The organism is Rufibacter sp. JT20002, from assembly GCF_056491185.1.
In genome coordinates, this window is record NZ_JBSZJY010000001.1 from 1,061,450 (window position 1) to 1,085,918 (window position 24,469).

Annotated in this window: 12 protein-coding genes; 7 read left to right on the forward strand and 5 right to left on the reverse strand. The window is 53.8% G+C overall.

What is annotated here, in order from left to right; all coding sequences use genetic code 11:
- The first annotated feature begins 1 nt into the window (after position 1).
- A complete protein-coding gene (locus tag ACW9SV_RS04155; RefSeq protein ID WP_479555476.1) occupies positions 2-580 on the forward strand; it encodes a uracil-DNA glycosylase family protein in 579 nt (192 codons plus the stop codon).
- 50 nt (positions 581-630) lie between these two features.
- Positions 631-1,779, forward strand: a complete 1,149-nt coding sequence (locus ACW9SV_RS04160) for a pyridoxal phosphate-dependent aminotransferase (protein ID WP_479555477.1) — start codon at positions 631-633, stop codon at positions 1,777-1,779.
- A gap of 183 nt (positions 1,780-1,962) precedes the next feature.
- Here ACW9SV_RS04160 and ACW9SV_RS04165 read toward each other — a convergent pair whose 3' ends face one another.
- On the reverse strand, positions 1,963-2,502 hold the full coding sequence (locus ACW9SV_RS04165; RefSeq protein WP_479555478.1) for a 5' nucleotidase, NT5C type: 540 nt from the start codon (positions 2,500-2,502) through the stop codon (positions 1,963-1,965).
- Between the two features lie 132 nt (positions 2,503-2,634).
- On the opposite strand from ACW9SV_RS04165, the gene ACW9SV_RS04170 reads away from it, so the two are divergent.
- Positions 2,635-3,411: an amidohydrolase gene (locus ACW9SV_RS04170; protein WP_479555479.1), complete on the forward strand. Its 777-nt coding sequence runs from the start codon at positions 2,635-2,637 to the stop codon at positions 3,409-3,411.
- Positions 3,412-3,527: 116 nt separating this feature from the next.
- Here the strand turns inward: ACW9SV_RS04170 and ACW9SV_RS04175 are convergent, their stop codons facing one another.
- Positions 3,528-5,759, reverse strand: coding sequence for a T9SS type A sorting domain-containing protein (locus ACW9SV_RS04175; RefSeq protein ID WP_479555480.1), 2,232 nt, complete (start codon positions 5,757-5,759; stop codon positions 3,528-3,530).
- Between the two features lie 36 nt (positions 5,760-5,795).
- Between ACW9SV_RS04175 and ACW9SV_RS04180 the strand changes: the two genes are divergently transcribed.
- A complete protein-coding gene (locus tag ACW9SV_RS04180) occupies positions 5,796-7,082 on the forward strand; it encodes a UDP-N-acetylmuramoyl-tripeptide--D-alanyl-D-alanine ligase (protein WP_479555481.1) in 1,287 nt (428 codons plus the stop codon).
- Between the two features lie 127 nt (positions 7,083-7,209).
- Here ACW9SV_RS04180 and ACW9SV_RS04185 read toward each other — a convergent pair whose 3' ends face one another.
- The 3 genes from ACW9SV_RS04185 to ACW9SV_RS04195 all read right to left on the reverse strand — a co-directional run bounded on the left by ACW9SV_RS04185 (position 7,210) and on the right by ACW9SV_RS04195 (position 21,667).
- Positions 7,210-19,392, reverse strand: coding sequence for a DUF7948 domain-containing protein (locus ACW9SV_RS04185; RefSeq protein WP_479555482.1), 12,183 nt, complete (start codon positions 19,390-19,392; stop codon positions 7,210-7,212).
- A 592-nt stretch (positions 19,393-19,984) separates the two neighbouring features.
- Positions 19,985-20,527, reverse strand: coding sequence for a dTDP-4-dehydrorhamnose 3,5-epimerase (gene rfbC / locus ACW9SV_RS04190; RefSeq protein ID WP_479555483.1), 543 nt, complete (start codon positions 20,525-20,527; stop codon positions 19,985-19,987).
- Positions 20,528-20,536: 9 nt separating this feature from the next.
- The gene (locus ACW9SV_RS04195) at positions 20,537-21,667 is read right to left on the reverse strand and encodes a glycosyltransferase family 4 protein (protein ID WP_479555484.1); all 1,131 of its coding nucleotides are present in this window, start codon (positions 21,665-21,667) and stop codon (positions 20,537-20,539) included.
- Positions 21,668-21,811: 144 nt separating this feature from the next.
- Between ACW9SV_RS04195 and ACW9SV_RS04200 the strand changes: the two genes are divergently transcribed.
- The 3 genes from ACW9SV_RS04200 (at position 21,812) to ACW9SV_RS04210 (ending at position 24,461) form a co-directional block, all read left to right on the forward strand.
- A complete protein-coding gene (locus tag ACW9SV_RS04200) occupies positions 21,812-22,510 on the forward strand; it encodes a SirB2 family protein (protein WP_479555485.1) in 699 nt (232 codons plus the stop codon).
- 9 nt (positions 22,511-22,519) lie between these two features.
- Positions 22,520-23,722: a GTPase HflX gene (gene hflX, locus ACW9SV_RS04205; protein WP_479555486.1), complete on the forward strand. Its 1,203-nt coding sequence runs from the start codon at positions 22,520-22,522 to the stop codon at positions 23,720-23,722.
- Positions 23,723-23,963: 241 nt separating this feature from the next.
- The gene (locus tag ACW9SV_RS04210) at positions 23,964-24,461 is read left to right on the forward strand and encodes a SixA phosphatase family protein (RefSeq protein WP_479555487.1); all 498 of its coding nucleotides are present in this window, start codon (positions 23,964-23,966) and stop codon (positions 24,459-24,461) included.
- Positions 24,462-24,469: the final 8 nt, after the last annotated feature.

Sequence of the window (24,469 nt, forward strand, 5' to 3'; positions counted from 1 at the left end):
TATGTTAGAAGAATTACTGCCCCAGATCAGAGCTTGCCAGCTATGCGCCGCCCACCTGCCGCATGGCCCCAGACCCGTGCTGCGGGCAGCTACTTCGGCACGGCTCATGATTGTGGGGCAGGCACCCGGCACCAAAGTTCACGCCTCCGGCATTCCCTGGGATGACCAGAGCGGCAAACGGCTGCGCAGTTGGTTGGGGCTCACGCCCGATGAGTTCTACAACGAGGCGAATGTGGCCATTGTGCCCACCGCCTTCTGCTATCCGGGCACCGGCCCTTCCGGCGACCTTCCGCCCCGCCCCGAGTGCTTCCAACACTGGCATCCGCAGTTGTTGCCTTTGCTACCCAACATCCAACTCACCCTGCTCATTGGCACCTACGCTCAACGCGCGTTCCTGGGCAACGCCGCCAAAGCCACTCTCACCCAGACCGTGGAAGCCTGGCAGGACTACTTGCCTACGTACCTGCCGCTGCCCCACCCCTCGCCCCGAAACATTGCCTGGTTTAAACGCCACCCGTGGTTTGAGCGAGAGGTAATTCCTACGCTACAGGAAATTGTGCAGGCAACATTGCATGTGTAAAAGGACGAATGTGTTTTTTGCCTATTTTCACCAAAACAGGTTTAGAACGCATGCACATTCAGATACAAAGCAAACTGCCCAGCGTAGGTACCACCATTTTCTCTACCATGAGTCAACTGGCGCTGCAACACGGGGCCATCAACCTATCCCAAGGGTTTCCTGATTTTGACTGCCCCCCGGAGTTGGTGGATCTTGTTTCTGAGGCCATGCGTTCCGGATTAAACCAATACGCACCAAGCCCCGGCCTGCCTTTGCTGCGGCAAAAGATCAGCCAGAAGACGCAGCAGCTTTACGGCCATTTTCCCAATCCAGACACCGAAGTAACCGTCACCTCAGGCGCCACCGAAGCCTTGTTTGCCGCCATCGCCGCCGTGGTACAACCCGGCGATGAAGTGATCGTGCTGGAGCCCTGCTATGATTCCTACGTGCCCGCCATTGAGCTCAGTGGCGGCGTGCCGGTGTTCGTGCCCCTGCGCTTCCCGGACTTCAGCGTGGATTGGCAGCAGGTGGAAGATCACCTGACGGAGAAAACACGGTTGCTCATCATCAACTCGCCGCACAACCCCAGCGGTGCCGTTTGGAGGCAGACAGACCTGGAGGAACTAACCCGTCTCACCCAGAAACACCCGTTCCTCATCCTCAGCGATGAGGTCTACGAGCACATGGTGTTTGACAATCAGCCCCACCACAGCGTACTCACTGTTCCGGCCTTGGCCGAGAGAGCCTTTGTGGTCTCCTCCTTCGGGAAAACATACCACACCACTGGCTGGAAAGTAGGCTACTGCATCGCGCCCGCCGCGTTGACCACCGAGTTCCGGAAAGTACACCAGTACCTCACCTTTAGCACGGCCACCCCGCTGCAGCACGCCATTGCCGCCTACTTAGACAACCAGGAGCATTACCTCACACTGCCTACTTTCTATCAGCAGAAACGAGACCTGTTCTCATCTTTGCTGCAGCCCTCCAAGTTTGAGCTACTGCCTTGCGCCGGCACCTACTTCCAATTAGCGCGCTACAGCCAAATCTCTGACCTACCAGACGTGGAGTTCTCCCAATGGCTCACCAAAGAAGCCGGCGTAGCGGTCATTCCCATCTCCGTATTCTACCATAAGGCCGTAGACAATGGCGTCATCCGGTTCTGCTTCGCGAAGAAAGAAGAAACCCTACGTGCAGCGGCAGAAAGGCTGTGCAAACTATAGTCCTGAGTTCTGGGTCTAGAGTCCTGAGTTGTAGGGGCAATCCCTTGTGGTTGCCCTTGCGCATTCCACCTAAATCTTGATTGCTATAAATAAAACAGGTGCAGACATAGCGAGTGTCTGCACCTGTTTTATTTATAGTATCTAAAGCCTTCTTTAAGAAAACGAGCTTGAAACAAAACGCTTTTACAACAGCTTTTCCGCCACTTCTTTCCAGGTGCTCACGCGCTCAAACTCGTGGATGTTCACGTTGTGGGGCGAAGTAAAGAGCAGTTTTCGGTCACCAGTGAAGGTACGCAGGTTTCGGGGACGGTCGTCAATCATGATGTCGGCGCCAATAATGCTTTTGTCTCCGCAGAGCACATAATTGCGCCAGCTGATAAACGGGAAATGGTCCTGCAGCCAGTCAAATTTATCAATAAGTGAGTTTCGGAACTCCATGCCCGCGCTCACAATAAACACCTCGTATTTTTCGCACAGCGCCTTGATGACTTCCTGGCTGTCCGGAATCACGTTTAGGTCACGAAAGAAGCCCTCGGCGTTGATGTATTCCCAGGTCTTGCTGGAGTGCTCGGGCGGCACCACCTCATGGATGTCTTTTCCGTGCAGGGCTTCCAACGACAGCTCTAAGGCACAGTCGCGGTTGTACAGTCTGATGAATTTCTCAATGGGGTCGGCCATGACCTCGTCCATGTCAATGGCAATCTTTTTCTTTTGAATCTCCATGGGGGATTGTTTGGTGTAAACAGAAGTGAGTACTTTTATCGTGTTAGGCGCTGAGAAGTTCTCCTGCACGCTAAAAAGCAGGGCCTCCTGCCTCAATTTCTACTTTCTAACTCGTAATTTCTACTTTTACAGATGTCTGATCTGCGCGTTTCCCTTCTTCAGTTAGATCTTGTCTGGCACGATGCCGCCGCCAACCGGGCGAAGTTCCAGGAGAAAATTCAACAGCTTCCCGAGACTGATCTGATTGTTTTGCCCGAGATGTTCACCACCGGTTTCAGCATGGACGCTCCCACCTTGGCCGAGGAAATGGCCGGCGAATCTGTGGCCTGGATGCGGCAAATGGCCCAGGAGCGGAACGCCGTGGTGATGGGCAGTTTGATCATCCACGAGAACGGCCACTATTACAACCGTATCATCTGGATGCGCCCCGATGGCACCTACGCGCACTATGACAAACGACACCTTTTCCGGATGGCCGGCGAGTGCGAAGCTTATACACCAGGCAACCAGAAACTGATTGTAGACCTGAACGGCTGGAACATCTGCCCGCTGGTGTGCTATGATTTAAGGTTCCCAGTGTGGTCCCGTAACACGCCCATTTCCTATGACGTGCTCATCTACATCGCCAGTTGGCCTGATCGCCGCCGCCTGGCTTGGAGAACGTTGCTCAGAGCCCGTGCCATTGAGAACCTAGCCTACTGTATTGGAGTGAACCGCGTAGGCACTGATGCCAAAGGCCACGCCTATTCCGGCGACTCAGCGGCTTACAACCTTCTGGGCGAGGAACTGGTGCACCATGAACACGAAGAAGCGGTTTCCACCATTACCCTATCACGCCAGCACCTGGAAGAAACCCGCCACAAGCTGCCTTGGGATATTGATGCTGATGCGTTTACAATTGAAGTTTGATTGAATGATTGAGAGCATGAGTTGCAAACGGCAGATCATGCTCTCATGCATGGAGATAGAAAAGCGGAGGTTTATAGGCTGGTTTTGAGAAAACAGCCTATAAACCTCCGCTGCTTTTAATGCCGTACCACCAGCTTGTGGGTCACAAAATTTCCCTCTGCAGTTTGTACCTTGAGCAGATACATCCCGGAAGGAAGAGCGGCGGTGGAGATGGTTTTCTTTTCCCCTGCCACTGTTTTTCCTTGGCTTAGTAACTTACCGGCCACATTGTGCAACTGGTAAGTAGCCGCTTTCTTGGTCAACAACTGAACTACTTTATCAGCAGGGTTAGGGAAAAGTTTGACTTCAGAAAGTTCTTCTGCAGGATTCTCCACACCAAGCGGCTCAGAGATGGTTTTCAGGAAGCGTACTCCCCCGGCATGCGTTCCCACTAAAATCTCAGGCATCGCATTCCCGTTCAGGTTGGCAATGGAGAGCACCATTCCTGCCCCAAAGTTTGCGGGGCCATATTGCTGGGTGAAAGGTTGCCACAGGAGGTTTTCTTCCTCTACCGGGAACGTGCCGGAAAGATGGGCCTGAAAACCAGAAAACACCCGTAGCTTGCCGCTGTCATCTGTCGCCAGTAAGTCAGGTTGCTGGTCTTGGTTTACATCAGCGACGGTGACCTGCAGCCGGCGGCGCTCTACGTTCGCGGCCAGTCCGCCAAAAGCCTCCGACACCAGGTTCCAGGTGGGGTTGGTACTGGTGCCAGTGTTGCGGTAATACGTTAGCCCACCCGAGGAACGGCCAATCAGCACATCTATGCTGCCGTCTTTGTCTACATCGTAGAGGTACGGCGTGTCTCCCCTGAACAGCAGAATACCCGGCACCGTGACGGCATTGGCCAAGGTAAAGGAGGCTGGCTGCCCCGCTGCGGCTTCATTCAACACATACTTGAACTCAACGGTATTGCCCGTGGCCCGGTAGGCACTCCAGGCAAGGTCTGTTTTGCCATCGGCGTTGACATCCAAAAGCTGCGGTTTTAAGGAAAGCAGGCCTGAAGCGGCAAGCCCAAGATAGTCTGTATCTACGGCTTCAAAACGTGCCTCAGCGGAGGTGCCGATGTTTTGGAACAACGCGAGGGAGGCGGTATAGCGGCCGTTTTCCAGCACGGCGGCGTTTCCCACCAGCAGATCCAGCGCTTCGTTTCCGGTGAGATTTCCCAAAGCCGGAGCGGCCCCTTCACCCACGTCCAGCATCAGATTTTGCAGGAAAGGCTGCTTCTGACCCGCAAAAACGGGTTGGGCCGCAGTACCGGTATTGGCATACACCCACACCGAGTTCTTTAAATTCACGTTCTGGTGCGAGTTGGAGGTCATATTAGGGGCCACCACTAAATCGGGGACTCCGTCAAAAGTGACATCCAGGTAGTAGGCGGCTGGGAAAACACTGAACTGCGGGCCCGAGATGTTGGGCGGCCAGTTATACTCAGCGCGGGTGATTTTGGGCTGCAGGTTAGTACCGGTGTTGTACAAGCTGGCCAAATCAGGGCAATCGTCGTGGCCGGCAAGCAGATCAAGCACTCCATCGGCATTCAAATCTAAGGGCAGCACACTAGACCCGCCAATGTGGTGGGTAGAGGGGCAGTTTTCATTGAACTTGTAGCTGTTACAAGTGCCTACGCAGCGGGTTACCTGGCCCCAGAAGGTAGAGGCGCGGGTAAACGTAAGCGTGTTGCAGGCGAGGCCCCGTTCTACCCGCTCGTTCCGGAAATATTCCAGCGTGGTGCCGTTAGACCATTCCCAGGAGAGGATGTCCAGGTCGCCGTCGTTGTCCATGTCTACAATGGCAGGCATGTCTTCTGAGCCCACCAGCAAATTGGCATCGGTGTTGAAATATAGGGTTGGGTGTGTGAGATTGAACCGGATGCCGCTGCTCGCCGAGGAAGTATTGGTGTACACCACCATTCCCTGGTTAGAGGCGGTGAACAAATCGGGGGCGCCGTCACAGTTGAAATCTCGCAACAAGGCGAAGAACCGTATCTCTTTGGGGAAGGAGTTCTCATACTGCGGCGCATGCTGGTAGCCCCAGACGCCGTTGGTTTGCACCGCCAGAAACGTGGCAATGCGCTGTGAGCTTCGATCAAAGACAAACAAATCCTGCTGCCCGTCCTGGTTCAGGTCAATGGCCGAGAACTGCGGACTGTTGAACCCTCCGGCCCAGGCCAGTCCCAGCGATTGGCCAGTTGCGTTCTGCACCGGTGGACCGGTAACCTCCTGCATCCGGACGGGGTTCTGCGCCCCGGCAGTTTGCGCCCCGCCAATGAGCCAACTTAAGAAAAAGGCTAGTACCTTTAATGCTCTGTTCATTTATTCGTATCCTAGACGTAAAAACAACTCTTTTCTATGGCGGAGCTAGTGGAGCACCTGTATCAGAAATACCTGGAATGCCGGAAAGTAAGCACCGATTCCCGGGCAGAACAAGATAATACCCTCTTTTTTGCGTTAGACGGCCCCAATTTCAAAGGAAGCCAGTTTGCCCAAACTGCCCTGGAAAAAGGCGCCCGCTATGCCGTGGTGCAAGACCCCAGCGTCACCGGCCCCAACATCATCCAGGTAGAAGACACCTTGAAGGCCCTGCAGACATTGGCGCTTCACCACCGCTTGCAGCTGAACATTCCGTTCATCGGCATTACGGGCAGTAACGGCAAAACCACTACCAAAGAGCTTATCAACGCGGTGCTCAGCCAGAAATTCAACGTGCTCTGCACCAAAGGCAACCTGAACAACCACATTGGAGTGCCGCTCACCTTGCTCAGCATCCAGCCGGAACACGAACTAGCCATCATTGAGATGGGTGCCAACCACCCCGGCGACATCGCCGAGCTTTGCTCTTACGCGCTGCCTACCCACGGCATCATCACCAACATTGGCAAAGCGCACTTAGAAGGCTTTGGCAGCCTGGAAGGCGTGGCCCGCACCAAGAGCGAACTGTACCTGCACCTGGACAAAGCCAACGGCACCGTCTTCGTGAATACTTCTAACGAACACCTCATGCGCATGGTACGCAGAATTGGAAACAAAGTCACCTACTACGGACCACAAGACGATTATACCGCCGAGCTGCTGCAAGCCGCCCCGCAGGTCATCTACCGCGCCGCCAACGGCGAGGAAGTGCACACGCACCTGATGGGCTCTTACAACTTTGAGAACATGGCCGCCGCCGCGTGCATTGGGCAGTTTTTTGGGGTGCAACACGAAAACATTAACGCCGCCATTGCCGGGTACGTGCCTACCAACAACCGGTCGCAGATAGTGCAGAAAGACACCAACACCATTCTGCTGGATGCCTACAACGCCAACCCCAGTTCTATGGGCTTATCGGTTTCCAATTTCGGGCAAATGGCCGGTGGGTCCAAAGTGGTGATTTTAGGCGACATGCTGGAATTGGGGCAGGAATCAGAGTCCGAGCACCGTGCCTTGGGTGAGCAACTGAACCAACAGAACTTTGAGCAGGTGTTTCTCTGCGGAAAGGAAATGCGCTACGCCGCCGAAGTAAACCCTGACTTCCGCTATTTCGCCGAGAAGAGCGCCCTGGTGCAGTGGCTCACCGATCACCCCATCCGCAACAGCCATGTATTAATCAAAGGATCCCGTGGCATCGGCTTGGAGACGGTGGTAGATTTACTGTAACTGCGTTCCGGGGCTGTTTTCCTAAAATCCCGCTTAAAACAAGAGTCCGCATTCACTAGCCATCAGGTAATAAAAAGGGAGACCATTTTCATGGTCTCCCTTTTTATTTGCAATCACCTCAGGTTAGTTATTGCCTGATCACCTTGTTATAGAAGATCTGGTCTTTGTCAATCAAGCGCATGAAGTAGGCCCCGTGAGAGAGGTGACTCAGATCAAGTTCGGTCCTGAACACCCCGCCCTGCACCTTCACTTCTTTCTCCAGAATAGGTGTTCCTAAGGCATTGTACAGAATGATAGTGATCTTCTGCGATCCTTTCTCAGAAACGTACTCCACCTGCGCCTTGTCACGGGTTGGGTTAGGGTACAGCTTCACGTAGGAGTTGTTCAGGCCGTACGGAGAGTCGGTGATGTCATTTTTGGTGGTGGCGCTGGCCACGGCACTGTAGTCTGACTGCGCGTTGGTGGCGTTGATGGCCTTCACGCGGTAGTAGTAGGTGGTCTTGGAGGCAAGCCCCTGGTCTGTGTAGGCGATGGTGTTCGCCGGCAGAGTGGCCACCACCAAAAACGGACCAGTTGCGGTCGCCGCTCTTTCAACCAGTACCGCCGTTTCAGATGTGGTATTATCGGCCCAAGTCAACCCAATTTTACTACCCGAAATAGCCTCTGCCGCCAGCGTGGTAGGTGCCAGGATAACCGGATTCACCGCGATGACCTTGGAAACCGATGCGCCACAATCCCCGCCTACGCTATAGGTGATGGTAAACGTACCCGTGCCTACCTGCGCCGGGTTGAAGGTGCCGTTCACCACGCCCATACCGGTATAGGTACCTCCGGCCGGCGACCCGCCGGTCAAGGCAAAGGGAGCAGCGGTTTCCGCCACCGGAGCCAGATTGGCCAGCGTCACCGCTGAGGCCGAGGTAACGGTCACCTTCTTCGTGACGGTGGTGGTACAACCGTTCACTTGCACGGTGTAGGTGAGCGTGTGGGTGCCTACGCCTGCCGTAGCCGGGCTGAAGGTTCCGTTGGCACTTACGCCGGTTCCGCTCCAGGTACCGCCCGCAGGACTTGCCCCACTCAGGGCAAACGGAGCCACGTTCTGGCAAACCGTCTGGTCAGCACCCCCATTCACCGGAGTTGTGATACCGATGGTGAATGCTTTGTCGCTTACGTCTTTCACGCTGGTGCTGGTAGCGTCTTCCACCTTGATCACGAAGTTATCCGAAGCTGTCAAGGTTGCCGGCACCGTCCAGTTGAGCGAACCGGTTGCCGTTTGTCCTGTAACGATGCTCTGGAACGTTTGTCCGCCGTTAGAGGAGTAAGAAACGTTCACGTTCTGCACACCCTGGCTTCCCCAAGCAATTTTCACCGGACTTCCCGGGCAATACTGCTCTCCGCCGTTGGGTTGCAGCACCGCTACTTTTCTGGCGTTATCGGTTCCTTTCACCAGCAAACAAGCTTCTCCGGTCAGCTTCATGGCTTCCAGGTTGCCTACATTGTCGCGCCCGATGGAGAAGAAGCAGTAGGTTCTGCCTGGCTCTCCCTTGAACGTGTACGCCGCCCCAGGATTGACTTTTGAAGCCAGCACCTTGAACGCGCCTCCGTTCTCAGATACATACAGGTCAAACGACTGCACCCCGCTTCCCTTCGCCTCATCCTGAATGGTGATGGCAACCGGATTAGTGGCCTCAATCAACGCAGGCAATGGCGACACTTTAGATTCCGGTGCTTTAGCATCCAGTATGTTTTGGGCCCGGTTTGTGATAATTGGGTCATTTGTATCAAACACAATGGAACCTCTGGCGTGGATGGTGTCACCGGTTACGGCAGTGTTTTTCGCCAGCACCGTATAGGTCACATACCCTTCCCCAGCCCCGCTGCTGTTGTTTTTAGGCAGGAAGCCTTTTAACGGATCGGCGGGTGGTAAGCCTGTGATGGGGTCAATGGTCTGCAGCACCCAAAAGGCCTCATTCTCCAGCACGTCTACCCCGGCCAGTACTTCCACGTTGTAGCCAAGTGTATCTGCTAGTTGCAACGTGGTCTGGTAGCTGGCCATATCTGCCGGTACGTTGAAGTTGAACGACCCAAACCCGAAGGAACCTAACCTGAAGCTCAGCGGATCCAACTCGGTATCCAGCGGCACGGTTACCCGCACCCGTTGCGCCGGGGCCGAGGCCCGCGTGGAGTCATTTTCATACGTCACCTTGTACCCCATCGGCAAGGTGGCCGCTACCATGCGATTCGGCCCAAAGCCCACCGGTCCAATGATCTCGTTCGGGTCACAGGACGAGACAATGTCGGTACAGAAATACTTGCCGGCACAGGTAGCCAGGTTGATGGCCAGTTCTATGGCTGAGGTGGAGTTCACGCAGCTGATCAGGTCAATGATAAACTGCACTTTCTCTTTCTGCACAGGGTCTGTAATGGAACAGTTGTAGATAGACAACCCAAACTTGCCTGCATTGAAGACGGCGCTGGTGATGGCCAGTGGCGTTGGTCCTCCGGTCGCAATCCCGATGGCGGCATTCACTCCGTCACCCACCAGGCCAATGGCGGCACTGGCGTAGCAGTCTGAGGTAGCCGTAGACACAGAACCAATCACCGCAGAATACGGATCGCTGGCTCCGGTGCGCACTTTGGCCATCTGGTTCAGGAAGTCCAAGCCTTTTTTACAATCATCGGCCGAGAACAACGTTTCATTGCACTCTTTAGGCGAAGTTGGAGGCTCGTTCTCATCCGGATTCTGGGGCTGTTGTGGCCAATCCGGAACATACGACTTGCTGTACCGGTAGGAACCTGGTCCTTTGGGTCTGGAGGTTGGCCTTTTGTGCGGAGGCGTGCCCGGCGGAGTTCCCGGAGGCGGGCCTGGCTGCTCAGGGCCCACCGGACCTGTAGGGCCTGTTGGACCTTCGGGACCCGGGCCTTGCGGACCTGGACCACCTTGTCCGCCTTCACCACCAGAGCCACCGCCCGGTCCGCCCGGACCTCCTGGTCCACCGGGTCCGCCCGGACCAGTAGGACCTGCCGGACCACCTTTCCCGCCTGGGCCACCTGCGCCGCCACCCGGCCCACCAGCCCCACCAGGGCCACCCGGACCTGGGCTGATTGTACCTGAACCAGCACCCCCTTGTCCACCCGGGCTACCCGGCTCTCCGTATCCGCCGGGTGCGCCTGGCACTCCTGGCTCGCCTGGTTTGGGCACGTATGCGGTAAAACACAGGTAAAGCGTGTTGCCGGTCACTTTCAAAGAGAACCTTCCTTTGTACGTATAGTTGTGGGCCACAAACCGGGAAGTATCAATGGCAAACTTATTCTCCGCAAACCCCGTGATGCCTCCTTCGGCAACGGCAATAGGCCAGCATTTGTCTACCGCTGGGTGCCAACCGGCCAGGTAGCTAGGGTAGTTGTCATAATCCAGCGAGGAAACCCTGATCACGAAGGGGTTTTGCGGGGTAGCGGTGATGTTTAACCTGCCGGTAATTTTCACCATATCCCAGCCTGGGTCGGCCCCTGGATTACCGTTGTACTTGTTTATCTCCCACAGGTAATCCTGGCCCGGGGCAAAAGTGGCAGTGGGCACAATCACAGAGCCTGGGCTGGCTCCCGGGTCATAGTCAAACGCGACTATCTCGGGGTTCTGGTCTTCTGACTGCGGCTGCTGCGGGTTGGTCGGGATCTCGCCGCAGGCAGGGCACGTGAAGTCCAGGCCTGTCGTGTCGGCGGAGGTCAGCAAGCCGTTGGCAAACAGAGGCGCCATGGCGGCTTCGGCGTATTTCCGCTGGTTTCCGGCAAGTGAGACTAATCCATCTACCTTGTCTGCCTTCATCAACTGCGGGTTAATGAGGATAGCTCGTCTGGTGATCTCAATCTGCTGCACCAGGTTCTCCATGAAATAATCTTGCGGGTACGCCAGCAATTTCACCGTTAAAGGGAAGCGGTTCAGTTTGAAATCTTTCAACCCTACGTTGATGGCAATGGTCATCTGCTCGCCCGGCGCCACATTCCGCTTGATAAACGGAATCTCTTTTGCTCCGCCCACCACAATGTAGTCTGTGTTAGGCACGCCTGGGGCAATGGGCCAGTCAGAACCAGTCAGAAAATGGCCTTCTACTTTCTCCACCGTCACATCGGCCTCCCCCAGCACCATAAAGTTTCCGTGTAGTACCGGGATGTCCACGTTGGAGGTATTCCGGAAAGAGAAGGTGTACAACCCACCTTTGCCGCGGCGCAGCACGTTGGGTGCCTGCGGAATGTAGTCTACCGCGTATTTACTGGCTGCTTCCACGGTTACTCCTTTCGCTAGCACCTGCTGTTGGTTGTTAGGGTTAGTGGCTACTACATCGTAAATACCTTGGGGCGTATTGGTCAGATTCCAGCGCAGTTGCAGTTCCATGCTATTCACCATCTTCATTACTTGAGCGGTTGCCGCGGTAGTTCCGGTGCTTCCCTTCAGGGTAACCGTAATCCCCTGCCTGAAACCGGCGCCCTGCAACGTACTGCTGACTACCCCCTGCCCCATGCGGTTAGGCGTGATGCTCATAATGGAGAACGGCAGCGCTTTGGCCAGCAAGGTCACATTCTGCGTACCGCCAAAACCCGAGGTGGCTTTCACCAGCACGTAGTAGTTTCCGGCCTTAGTTTGTGGGACAAGAACCTTCTGGTTGGGTTGGTTGACAGCGGTGTACTTGTAATCAAAGTTGGCGGCCGTAGGAATGCGGTTGTAGGCCACGTAAACTTCGTTCAGTCCGTAGGTCTGGTCGCTATTTAGGGTCACCAATAAGTCCTGATCTGCGGTCACAGCTACCTGGTAGAACAACTGGCCATTGGCTTTGAGGGAAGCAAGCTCAGGAGTATTCAGGAAGAGCGACTTGATCTTCACATTCACCGGGCTATCGCCTACCTTCTGGTTGTTGTTCAGGTTATTTTCATGAACCGCGTTGTTGGGGTTGGTGAGCAGAATGCCTTGGTAATTGGCCGGCGTCATGCCAGGCACAGGAGCCATCAACGTGCCGGACACGGTTTTACCCGGCTCCAGGCTGATGCGGGTTTCATTGAAATTAAGCAACAGGTCTGTTGCCGCGTTCAAGGTAGCATCGGTGGAAAGGAAAGCACTGTTGCGTAAGTTGCCTACCGCAGCCACGGTGCCTACGTTTTTCACGGTGTACGCCGCCTGCAGGTTCTCTCCCAGGTACACGCTAGGCGTGAGGTTCACTTTCTCCACAATCAGGTCGGCAGGTGGGGCGGTTGTAACCCTAATCTGGGCAGCCACCGACAGATTGTTTTCTTCTTTGTCATGCTCAAACACCATGTCCTGGTTGTCTGTGCGCACAAAGAGGTAATAGTCGCCGTTCAGGTAGGTGGGCAGATGCACTTCCACACTATCGGTGTAGCTGGCGCCTTTGGCTAAGGTCACCTCCCGTACTTTGCTTCCCAGACTCTGGCTGGTAGAGGCCGAAGCCAAAGCAGGATCCAACCCTAACCAGATAGCATCATGCCAATAAGCACGGTCTGGCATTTTACTAATGGCAGTTCCCTGTCCTTGGTTGGTTACGGTGAACTTCACCTTCAGGTATTGGCCGGCAAACGCCTGGGTTGGGGCTTCTATCCTGGATACCACCAAGTCTGACGCCGGGTTTGCCGATAACGTAATCTGGTTTATCCGCAGGTTGTTGGTGCGGTTCACCTCATTGGCCACCAGTTTATCAGGGTCGGTGAGGAAAATTAGGTAATACGTTCCAGACAATCCCAGAGGAATTTCTGCATGGTAGGTGGCATCATAGGAGCCGGTTGGCATTAATCCGCCGTTTCTGAAAAACTTAGAGAAAAGTACCTTATCTCCGGCATCCAGCTCCCGGTCCTGAGAGAGGTAGACTGCATCTGACCAGGTAGAAACCACCGGGCTGCCGTTGCCTCTATTGTATACTCTCCAATCCAGCTTAACAGAAGTTCCGGCCTGTGCCACCTGCGGCGAGGTGAAAGAAGAGGGCTCAAAATCTGGCTCCAGGGGAGCCAGCTTGATGGCCACTTTCGTTCCGAATCCTTTGAGGTTGTTGGTCTCGTTGTTCTCGTATATCTGGTTGCGGGAGTCGGTCTGCACAAAGAAGTAAGCATCCCCTACTGAGTTTGGTGCCCGGACGGTCAATTCACGGTTTATAGTCTGTGAGGGCTCCGGTTGACCGGAGAACCGCTGGCCACCTATCCCGCGGGTGGCGTCCCAGGTGGCGGTGGTGGAGTAAGAAACCGCGTCAAGGTAGTCAGTTCCTGGCTTGCCGGTGCCGCTGTTTTTAACCTGGTATTTGATTTTGAACTCTCTTCCGGCAAAGACCTCGGTGGGCATCTCCACGTTTAGAACTACCAGCTCAGGGTAATTTCCGGCGGTGATATTGATCGGGTTGGTGCTGCGTTTTAGGTTATCGTTGGTGAAAGTGTGCTCAAAAACCTTGTCGTCTTCATCGGTCACCAAATAGGCATAGTAACTACCCGCAATCCCTTCTGGCAAGCGGATGCTTTTGGTTTCGGTGTACGTGCCTTTCGCTCCTACAAAGCCGGCTTCTACGTTCTGGTAGAATTTGCCCAGGCTGATGCTGGTTTCTTTGTTGAAGGTGGCTTCTTTGGAGATGTACAAATGGTCGTGCCATACGTTCTCGGTGGCCCGCGGCGCAGAAGCCCCTATGTTTTTCACGGTCCAGGAGAAATTAGCCTCGGCGCCCGCCGCGGCGGTGGCAGGTACCGTCAGGGCATTCACCTCCAGGTTAGGTGGTGGCGTGAGTTTGATGTTGATCTCGGCACTGGCCTTGATGTTGTTGCTGAGGCGCGACCCTTCGTCCACTCCGTCTTTATCGGCTACGACTACAAAGACATAGAACTTTCCAACCTTGTTGATGGGCAAGGTAACGGGCGTGACTTTGTTGTAGGTTTCCCCTTTGGGCAGCGGAATGCCCGTGAAATTGCCGCAGACATCTTTCTGGGTAGTGCTTTTTAAACTCACGAACGTGGCGCCCAGGTACACATCGGTATCAGGGTTGAACTGGTTATCAGCAGAAAGATAGATACCGTCCATCCAGAAGTGATCATAACAGCTTGCCGCAGCCCCTGGCCTGGCGCCGCGGCCTCCTAATACTACCTGGGTTTGCGGCATTACGCCGCTGGCGTAGGTTTTCTTACCCAAGGCACTGGCCTGACCGTCATTCAAGACAGAATACGTCACGTTGATGGTGCTGCCGTTGAACACATCAGTAGGAGTGCCCACGGAGACAAGCTTCAGGTCAGCAGTTGGCCCGGCCTGGATGTTGAGTAGTTGATAAACAAAGTTGTTCTGTTCGTTTCCTTCGTGCAGCGTCTCCCTGCCAGTAGACCGTCCTTGGGGGCATTGGTCTCCATTGAGGGTTCCGGAGCAGTTGGCGTGTTCATTATCGGTGATCACGAACAGGTAATAGGTACCCGGGGTGGCCGGCAGCGTTACCTCCTGCTCTTGCTTGTATGACTGGTTGGGTTGCAAATACGTCACTTGCGGGAACGTGCCCAACAACTGGTCTTCGTCGCGGCGCAAGTCAAGGTCTCTGGACAAGTACACCCTGTCTACCCACTGCGTGTTGCCGGTACCCGTTTTCCCGGTGTTTTTCACTTCCCAGGTAATCGGGATGGTGCCGCCGCTAGTGGCCGTGGCCTGTATAGATTTGCTGACGATGGTAAGGTCTGGCAGCGGGTACGTGCGGAACGTTTGCACCGGGCCATCGGTCTGACGGCAGTTATTTTTAGCTACGACCTGCCACTTGTACCCGGCGTCTGACACCAGATCGCCTTTGAAGGTGTAAGCAGGCCCCACGATATTGGAGGCAGTAGGAACCTGCGGACGAGCCGTAGCAGCTTCTGGCCAGATGTAAAAGTCATACGTGGTTGCGTTTTCGGCGGCATTCCAGGAAAACGTAGTGGAAAGGACATTCTGGGCACCATTGGCAGGTTTTAGGTTAGTGACCACCGCCGGGTTCACCGGGTTACCTACCACCACGGTCAAGGTCTGGGAAGGACCGGAAGCCCCACAAGTGGAAACCGGGGTCACGGTGATGGTATGAGTTCCCAGGGTGGTCCAGTTCACGGTCAGTTCCGTTGCGGTTTCTGTTTTGGTGCCTCCTCCTGAAATCTGCCAGGTATGCGTAGGTGCATTTGAGTTCTTTACCTGATACTTCCAGGTACCGGGGCAGACACTGGTGAGCCCTGCGATTCCCTCTGGCCGAGGCGGCGGCAAACAGGAGGCTTTAAACGTCTGGATAGGTCCATCTTTGACGCCGCAGCTGTTTTTGGAAACCACCTGCCACTTGTATTCCACCCCAAGTTCCAGTCCGCTGGTAATCCGGCGCGTTACGGTTGTCAGGTTACTTTCAAACGGCGTTTGGGGCCGGGAAGAACCGTTGTTTGGCCAGATGTAAAGGTCATAGGCGGTGGTGTTGGGGGCCGCACTCCAACTTAAATCCAGCGGGATAAGGGCATTCAGGGTACCATTATCGGGCTTCATGTTGCTCACCACTCCCGGCGTAGCAAGGTTCTGTACTGTTACTTGCAGGGTACGGGCTGGGCCAGTCAGGCCGCAACCCACCTTGGGGGTAACGGTAAGCGTATGGGTCCCGGGTTTGGTCCAGGTCACTTGCACCAGATTGCCACTGCCCGAGACAATGCCCGCGTCTGAGGAGGTAGTCCAGGTATAATTGACGCCATTCACATTGGCTACTGAGTATTGTTGCTGCTCCATGCAAACCGTGGTTCTACCGGCAATGGTGCTTGGCTGGGCCGGTGTCACGCAGTTGATGATGAACGTTTGCACCGGGCCATCGGTGGCCTGGCAGGCATTCTTGGAAACCACCTGCCACTTGTAGGTGATACCGTTGCTTAACCCACTGGTGAGAGTATGGGATAACGTTGTGAGGTCTTCTCCCCTTGGCGAGAAAGGCCGGGAGGTGCCATCACGCCAGACATACACATCGTAGGAGGTGGCATTAGCCGCTGCGGCCCAAGACAGATTCAGCGGAAGCGACAGATCCCCGATCCCGTTGGCAGGTTGCATGTTACTTACCTGCCCCGGGGCTTGCATCTGCGTCACAGTAATCTGGGCGGTACGGGCCGGGCCAGTTGCCCCGCAAGCAAGCGATGGGGTTACGGTTAGGGTATAAGTACCCTGCGTGGCCCACGTGATCATAGCCATATTACTCACCGGCGTTAGGGTGCCTCCCCCAGACAACGTCCAGGTATAGGTTACTCCAGGCGCTGCAGCCACCGAGTAGAACTCTGCCTCTGTACTGACACAAACGGTGGTTTTACCGGTAATGGCGACAGGTTGCACCGGGGTGGCACAACCTAGCGCAAAGGTCTGTTCCGCACTCTCCGTGGATTGACACTCCGACTTAGCTACTACCTTCCACTTATAGGTTACCCCGTTGACCAGCCCTGATGCCACCGAAAAAGAAGTGGTGGTAAGATCACTTCTCCAAGGCCGGGTGGGCGGAACCGGGGAGTTAGCCGCCCAGATGTACAGATCATAGGCAGTTGCATTGGTAGAGGCTCCCCAGGAGAAAGTAAGCGGCAACGACAAATTTCCGGCATTCTGCGCCGGCACCAGATTGGTTACCGCCCCCGGCTTAGGGGTAGTGACCACATCCACCTCAAAGGAAGTGGTTTTTCCGGCGGGCTCGCAGTTGCTGGTGACCTTCAGTGTAAGGGTATGCTTACCGGTAGAAGCCCAGTTCACGGTGACCTCTGCCCCTGCGGAAGAGACGATAGTCCCCCCGGCTGAAACTGACCATTGGTAGGTAGCGCCGTCTACCTCATTGACCGAATACTTACGGGTGCCCACACAGTTATTATCATCTTCTTCAGAAAGAAAATCTGGCACCACAATCTTGGCACAGAAGCTTCTTTCCACCGACGGGGCCGGCGCGTACACCCCGTTCCCGCTTTGGGCGGCTGTCACGGTTACTCTCCCAAAGCCATCTACCCACAGCAGGTTTCCGTTAAGAATCCGCGCTGGACCTGTCACACTATACGAAACCGGCAGGCCTGAACTGGCTTTGGCGTTCAGCGTAAGGGTTGTCTGGCCATCCCCATCCTGGTCCTCAATAGTAGCAAACTCAATGGTTTGGGCAGTCTGCCCGGTAGACAACCTCCCATTTCCGGAGAGCTGAACAATAATTACTTTCTCAGACCCGAAGGTCACATTACCCTGGCTGTACCCGCCCTGGTTGGTGACCACCGGGATGTCAGCACTACTGGAGGAACCCACGGCGACTACATTGCCCTCAGCATCCGTAGCAACGCCGGTTAGATTATCTTCCTCGGTAGAGCCGTAATAGGTGGCCCACTGCCGGGTACCGGAGGCGTTGAATTTGAGTAAGAAACCGTCTGTATAATCTTCAGAAGAACCCTGCAGTTTGTTAAGCCCCCCGGCAATGGCTTGAGTAGGCAATCCGAACCCTTCAGATGACCCTACCACAAAGATGTTGTTGTTGCGGTCGGCCACGATGCTTTTGCCCTGGTCTTCCTGAGGTCCTCCGTAATAAGTGGCCCAGGTACAAGCCCCGCTGTTGGTGAACTTCAGGATGAAGGCATCTTCCTCCCCACCAAACTGGCTTTGGTTGTAGGCACCCGCCAGGGTTTGCAAAGGGAAAGACATGCCTGAGGTGGTACCGGTCACCAACACGTTATTGGCTGCATCCACGGCTATCCTTCTCCCATAGTCCTCCCCGGTGCCGCCGTAATAAGTGGCCCACTGCCGAACGCCACCCCCTGAAAACTTCAGGATGAAGGCATCTGTTTCGCTGGAAGAGGCCACGCTGGGTTGGTTATAGGCGCCTCCCAGGTTCTGCACGGGCATTCCAGCTTCAGCTTCGCCAGTTACCCAGATGCTTCCATTCTGGTCCGTGGCTACCCCTATGGCCATCTCCTCGTTTCTGCCCCCGTACAAGGTGGCCCATTGCCGAACCCCATTTTGGTTAAACTTCAGGATAAAGGCATCATCATCGCCCCCGAAGGTGGCTTGGTTATACCCGCCGGCAGCCGATTGCACCGGGAAATTGCTACTGTTCGTGCTGCCCACCACTACAATGTTGCCCGCGCCGTCCACCGCGACATCGGTTCCCTCCTCGCCGGCATCGCCTCCGTAATACGTACTCCACAGTCTTGCGCCATTGGTGCTCAGCTTCAGAATAAAGGCATCCTGAAAACCCTTCAAAGCTGTTTGCTCATAACCGCCACCTGCCTGCCTTGGCAAGTTGGTACTGGAGGTATACCCCGTGACAATGACGTTCCCGCTGCCATCCACGGCCAGTCCAAGCGCCTCCTCGTTGCTGCCGCCCCCAAAAAACGTAGCCCATTGCTGCACCCCGTTCTTGTCAAATTTCACCACGAAGGCATCGTAGCTTCCGCCGTGCTGTGTCTGGTTATGGCCACCGTTGATGTTTTTGGTTGGAAAATCCTCGCTTAAGGTATTCCCGATGAAATAGATGTTGCCTTGTGCATCTGTCGCCACATCTGTGGCCTGCTCATACACCGAGCCTCCGTAATAAGTGGCAAACGGATCTATGATCAGGTCTTTGGTGGCATCATATGCCCCTACTTGGAATCCAAGGTTGTTTTTGCCTTTGAGTTTGAATGCCGAAGAAACTATTGCCTCTGATTTCCCTGCTTTTCTGTTCTGATAGGTATAAGGGGCTTCTTCTTTAATGCTTCCCAGCGGATGCTGAATCTGCAACTGGCCCTTGGCGTCAATGCTGATGTCAGTAGTTCCCTCATACTGCATCTGGATATCAGCGGGGTCACCGCCGGGGTGCACCACAAAGTCATATTTCACGCCTTCTGGGTTGGCGTGAAAAACCAAGTCTATCTTAGGATACACCTCCTGGTACACCAACTTCTGATACGCCGGCACCCCTGTGATTCCCTGCGGACAATGCGGTAAGTAGTAGTTATAGAATTCCGCAGCTTTCTGGTCGCTGAGGATGTTGACCTGGGGATTGGCATTGGCCAGGCGCATCACTACCTGCTGCTCCTTGCTCACCTCAGAGGCTTGACCCTTGTTTTTACCAGCACTCTCTTTCTGCTGAAAGGTATACACCACCCGGTCTGGCATGAAGTACAGTTGTGCCCCAGGAACCGTAGCCGTGTACGCTATCTTCTGGCCTGCACTTGCCTTTTCCAGTTGAACCTGTCCTTTGTTCTGGATGAAATGAACCGGCTTAGAGGGTTTAGGCGAACTTGCCTGTACCCGCAACACGGCTTGCAGCAAAAAAAATAACGCAAAAGAGAGCCTGATAGAAGAGTTTTTCATCGACGAATAGGTGAAAGAAGGGTGGTAAGGAAATTCCAGGGATAACAAGACAGAGAAACTGCCCAAGCGACAGGCAGCTACAAAGAAGCTTAAAAAGAGGTACTACGTTTGGGCTTGTCTTTATCCGGATAGCATAGGGTTGATTCTTGTAGTGGCAGAAGCCTTTCTGAAAGTATTAGACAGGCAACTGCACTTTATCCCCTATAAGCCATATAAAAGATTAGAAATATTAAATCCTAAGAGCTTACTTGTAAGATTACCAACAGCTTCCAACCTGATTACAAGTCAAGTATCTTTGAAAAATACAGTGCCCGCCTTATCTGATTTAAGGCTATTTTTTAGAAAAGAAGCTTAGAACGGAAAGGCTCAAGTACTGCGCTAGAGCAGTTATGGGCTTTTATCCTGTACCACCTCTGGAAGAAAGGATTTGATTTCAAATCTGAAGTTCTGCGTTTCAGACTTGTTTTTCCGTAAACAGGATGCAAACAGCGCAAAGGGACTTATAAGCCTCCCCATCTGGGTGACTACCTTTGTAAAAACAAGAAAGCCCCTGCAGTTCTGCAGAGGCTTTCTTGTTTTTAGTGGGCTGTTCTTAAAAGGGAGACTCAAAGGTCTCCAGCGTTGGAAGAATCTCGTCTTTCTCAGAAACCAGTGGAGCGTCAATTCCCCAGTCAATTCCCAAGGCAGGATCATTCCAGAGCAATCCTCCCTCAGATTCCTTGTTGTAGTAATTGCTGCATTTGTACTGGAAGATGGTGCCTTCCTCTAGCGCGACAAACCCATGGGCAAACCCGATGGGAATGAAAAAGGTGTTATGTTTCTCGGCATCAAGCAAGCAGGTTACGTGCTGCCCATAGGTAGGAGAATCTCTGCGAATGTCCACGGCTACATCTAAGGCTCTTCCGGCTACTACGCTTACCAATTTTGCTTGCGCGTAGGGCGCCTTCTGGAAATGAAGTCCGCGTAAAACTCCTTTTTTGGAAATGGATTTATTATCCTGGACAAAAGTTTCGGTGATACCGGCTTCAGCGAACAATCTGGCGCTGAAAGTCTCCAGGAACGCACCTCGTTCATCAGCAAAAACTCTAGGGGTGATTTCTACCACTCCCGCTATCGGGTAGCTCTTTACTTGCATAGTTTCTGGTTAGTTTATCTTTCTGGCTACTTTACCGGTAGCAGCTTCAATGGCTCTAAAATAACGGTCAATTACAAACTTCTCATCAAATTTTTCCTCGGCTAACCGACGGCTGTTCTGGCCCATGGTTTGAAGGGCGCTATCGGAAAGCAAGTATAACTGCTCCATTTTAGAGGCCAGATCAGCACCGTTCCGCACCTCGCAGAGATAGCCGTTGTATCCATCTACTACCGTTTCTTTGCAGCCGGGCACGTTGGTGGTGACAATTGGTTTAGCCATGGCGGCGGCTTCCAGCAAGGTTCTGGGGGTACCTTCGCGGTAAGAAGGCAAGACCACGCAGTCGGCGCCATGTACCACGCTGGCCACGTCATCAGAAGTGCCCAGGTATTCGAGCCAGCCTTCTTGAGCCCATTGCTCCACCAGCACCCGCTTGATCCCGATGTTGCCTTCCTCGTCAATTCCGCCTAAAAGTTGGATGCGCAGGTCGGGGTATTTTGCTTTCAGGAGCTTGCTGGCCTCCACGTACTCTACTAACCCTTTTTCATACAGCGCCCGGGAAACCATCAGGAAGACGAAGGGTGTCTGACGCTTGAAGGTGGCCGCAGGCTTGTACCTGTTGGTGTTGATTCCCGACCCGGGAATAACCTCGGTGATGGACTCGCGCACCAGTTTACGCTCCAAAAACAAGGCCTTGTCATCTGAGTTCTGGAAAAATACCTTGGCCGGAAACTGGAACGAGAACCGGTACAAGGCCATGGCTACCTTTGACACCAGGTTCTGCACAATGAACACGGTGCCCAATCCGGACACGTTGTTCACGGTTGGGATGCCCGCCAGGCGTGCCGCAATGGAGCCGTAAATATTGGGTTTGATGGTGTACTGCAGAATTACATCGGGCTCCACGGCTTTGTAGGCCTTCAGGAATTTGCGCACCAACAGCATGTCTTTGAACGGGTTGGTGCCTTTGCTTTCCATGGGCAGGTGTACAAACTGGCAACCCTCGGCCACCAGTTTGGCAGAGTAAGCGTCTTCCGGGGCAATGGCTACTACTTCATGCCCTGCCGCCAGCAAGGCCTTTACTAAGCTAAGTCTAAAGTTGAAGATGTTCCAGGACTTGTTGATGACAATGGCAATGCGCATGGGGTAGAATAAAGCAAAAGACAAAGATAGCAGCAGATTTGGCAGCAACCCGCTCCTACGGATAGAATCTGCCCGGGTTTATCGGTTTTAAGCCTCTTTGTGTTTACTTTGTGTTAAACCATTGCTCCTTGCAAGTACGTGCCTATGACTACTGCCTTCTTACACATCCATGTTCTGGTGGTCATCCTTTTTCTGATTCTGTTTCTGATCAAGGCATTCATGCTCTTTTTCAACAAGCATAAAAACCTGGACAAGACCCGATCTTCCACCAAAATGCTGGACATTGTGTTGGGTACGCTTATCCTGGTGTCTGGTGGCTATCTGGCCTTTAGCTACAACGGTCCTCTGCCCGGTTGGCTTCTGGTAAAAGTAGTCCTGGTGTTGGCCGCTATTCCGCTTTCCATTGTGGGACTCAAGCGGTACAGCAAGAGTATTACGGCTGCCGGGGTGCTTATTTTCCTGTACGTGTATGGCGTGGCCGAAACTAAAAGCCTGAAAATGCGTGATGATAAAGGCGATGCTGTTGCGGTTTCCCCGAACGGAGACGTAGGAACTGCCTCCCCTGACCCGGATAAGGCCAGCCATCCTATTTTAACCCAATTGGAAGGCACGCAACTGGAAAACACCAAGGCCGTCTACACCGCTTTGTGCGCTAATTGCCACGGCGAGGACGGCCAAAAAGGGGCCAGTGGTGCCGTGAACCTGCAGCAGAGCACCTTAAACGTGGAAGGCCGCCGCGAAGTAATTGCCAATGGCTGCGGATTAATGCCGGGCTACAGCTCCCAGCTCTCTGAGCAGGAGATTGAATTGCTGGCGCTCTATTCCACTTTGCTAAAAAAGTAACCAAACTACATGAAGAATCAACTCCATATAACTGCCAAAGAACAGGAAACCGCCGTGCTGGTGTCTGTTCCTGAATACCGGCAACCCGATGAAAAAACCAAAGAGTACCTGGATGAACTTGCGTTCCTGACCGAGACCGTAGGTGCCAAGACCCTGAAACGTTTTGTGCAGAAACTGGACAAACCAGACTCCAAAACCTACGTGGGCAAAGGCAAACTGGAAGAAATCATCGCCTACGTGAAAGAGCACAAAGTAGACATGGTCATTTTTGACGATGACCTTTCCCCGTCGCAGGTGCGCAACCTGGAGCGTGAGTTGGAAGTGAAGATCATTGACCGCAGCTTGTTAATCCTGGACATTTTCGCGCTACGCGCCCAAACGGCGACCGCCCGCGCCCAAGTAGAATTGGCCCAGTACCGGTACCTTTTGCCTCGCCTGACCAACATGTGGACCCACTTAAGCCGCCAGAAAGGTGGGGGCGTGGCCATGCGCGGACCGGGTGAGACGGAGATCGAGACCGATAGACGGATTGTGCGCGATAAGATCACGTTACTCAAAGAAAAGCTGGAGAAATTTGAAAAGCAGAACTTTGAGCAGCGCAAGTCCCGCTCGGGCATTGTGCGCGTTTCTTTGGTAGGATACACCAACGTGGGCAAATCCACCATCATGAACCTGCTCACCAAAGCCGATGTCTTCGCCGAGAACAAACTGTTTGCCACGGTAGACGCCACGGTGCGCAAGATGGTGATTGAGAACATTCCGCTGTTGCTTTCAGACACGGTTGGGTTCATCCGGAAGCTGCCTACCAAGCTGATTGAAAGCTTCAAGTCCACCCTGGATGAGATCCGGGAATCTGATTTGTTGCTGCACGTGGTAGATGTTTCGCACCCTTCGTTTGAAGAGCATATTGCCGTGGTAAACGACACGTTGAAGGACATCCAGTCTGCGGAGAAACCGGTGATCCTGGTCTTCAACAAAACCGACCTGTACCTACAGCAGCGCGAACAGGAACTAAGAGAGGAAAACCCCGAGGCTCTGCCAGACATCAACGAACTGCGATCCTCTTACATGGCCAAACAGCACACTCCAGCCATCTTTATCTCCGCCACTAACCGGGCCAACATTGATGAGCTGCGCCAGGTGTTGCTGGAACAGGTTTCCAAAATCCATTATGAGCGCTACCCTAACAACGCGCCACAGGTAGAGCAATAGTCGTTTAGGACCTGTTTTTCAGAAAGCAGGCCTTAAACTATAATTCAGGCTCAAAACAGAAGAAAAACATCTTCCATTGGACTCCTGATTTGATTAGAACAAGCCAAGTGCCGAAGCCTTTTGACTTTGTTCCGGGAGGCGGAAGAAGACCATTTCTCAGCACAACCATTTTCAGGCGCATTCAGTAAACATGAAAGCCACAGCTGCAAGACAGTTGTGGCTTTCATGTTATGAATGCCAAATGAAGACACTATATCTGTTACGCCACGCCAAATCCAGCTGGAAATACGAGGAGCTAAGTGACCATGACCGGCCGCTGAATAAAAGAGGCCGCACAGATGCTCCGCTCATGGGTCAGGAACTGGTTGAAAGGGAAATAAAACTGGACCTGGTCATTTCCAGCTCAGCGGTGAGAGCCATCACCACTGCCTCATTGGTCACCAAGGAGTTGAATTTAGCGCCCGAAAAAATTGGGGTGCAGGAAGAGCTTTACCTGATCACGGCAGATGACTTGCTGCTTTTCATTCAGTCTTTGCCAGATGAGTACAACCACGTGATGCTGGTGGGCCATAACCCAGCGTTCTCTGAAGTAGCCAACCGGCTTAGCACTGAGAAAAGCCTGGGCGACATTCCCACAGCCGGCATTGTGGGCTTCAGCTTTGATTGCGGCTACTGGGGAGAGATCTCGCCAGACAACGCCCGACTTCTCTTCTTTGACTTTCCTAAAAACTATCGCTAACGCGTGCC

Excerpts from the sequence above, each read along its gene's own strand:
- ACW9SV_RS04155 (WP_479555476.1), top strand. The coding sequence starts at position 2 with ATGTTAGAAGAATTACTGCCCCAGATCAGAGCTTGCCAGCTATGCGCC.
- ACW9SV_RS04160 (WP_479555477.1), top strand. The coding sequence starts at position 631 with ATGCACATTCAGATACAAAGCAAACTGCCCAGCGTAGGTACCACCATT.
- ACW9SV_RS04165 (WP_479555478.1), bottom strand. The coding sequence starts at position 2,502 with ATGGAGATTCAAAAGAAAAAGATTGCCATTGACATGGACGAGGTCATG.
- ACW9SV_RS04170 (WP_479555479.1), top strand. The coding sequence starts at position 2,635 with ATGTCTGATCTGCGCGTTTCCCTTCTTCAGTTAGATCTTGTCTGGCAC.
- ACW9SV_RS04175 (WP_479555480.1), bottom strand. The coding sequence starts at position 5,759 with ATGAACAGAGCATTAAAGGTACTAGCCTTTTTCTTAAGTTGGCTCATT.
- ACW9SV_RS04180 (WP_479555481.1), top strand. The coding sequence starts at position 5,796 with ATGGCGGAGCTAGTGGAGCACCTGTATCAGAAATACCTGGAATGCCGG.
- ACW9SV_RS04185 (WP_479555482.1), bottom strand. The coding sequence starts at position 19,392 with ATGAAAAACTCTTCTATCAGGCTCTCTTTTGCGTTATTTTTTTTGCTG.
- rfbC (WP_479555483.1), bottom strand. The coding sequence starts at position 20,527 with ATGCAAGTAAAGAGCTACCCGATAGCGGGAGTGGTAGAAATCACCCCT.
- ACW9SV_RS04195 (WP_479555484.1), bottom strand. The coding sequence starts at position 21,667 with ATGCGCATTGCCATTGTCATCAACAAGTCCTGGAACATCTTCAACTTT.
- ACW9SV_RS04200 (WP_479555485.1), top strand. The coding sequence starts at position 21,812 with ATGACTACTGCCTTCTTACACATCCATGTTCTGGTGGTCATCCTTTTT.
- hflX (WP_479555486.1), top strand. The coding sequence starts at position 22,520 with ATGAAGAATCAACTCCATATAACTGCCAAAGAACAGGAAACCGCCGTG.
- ACW9SV_RS04210 (WP_479555487.1), top strand. The coding sequence starts at position 23,964 with ATGAAGACACTATATCTGTTACGCCACGCCAAATCCAGCTGGAAATAC.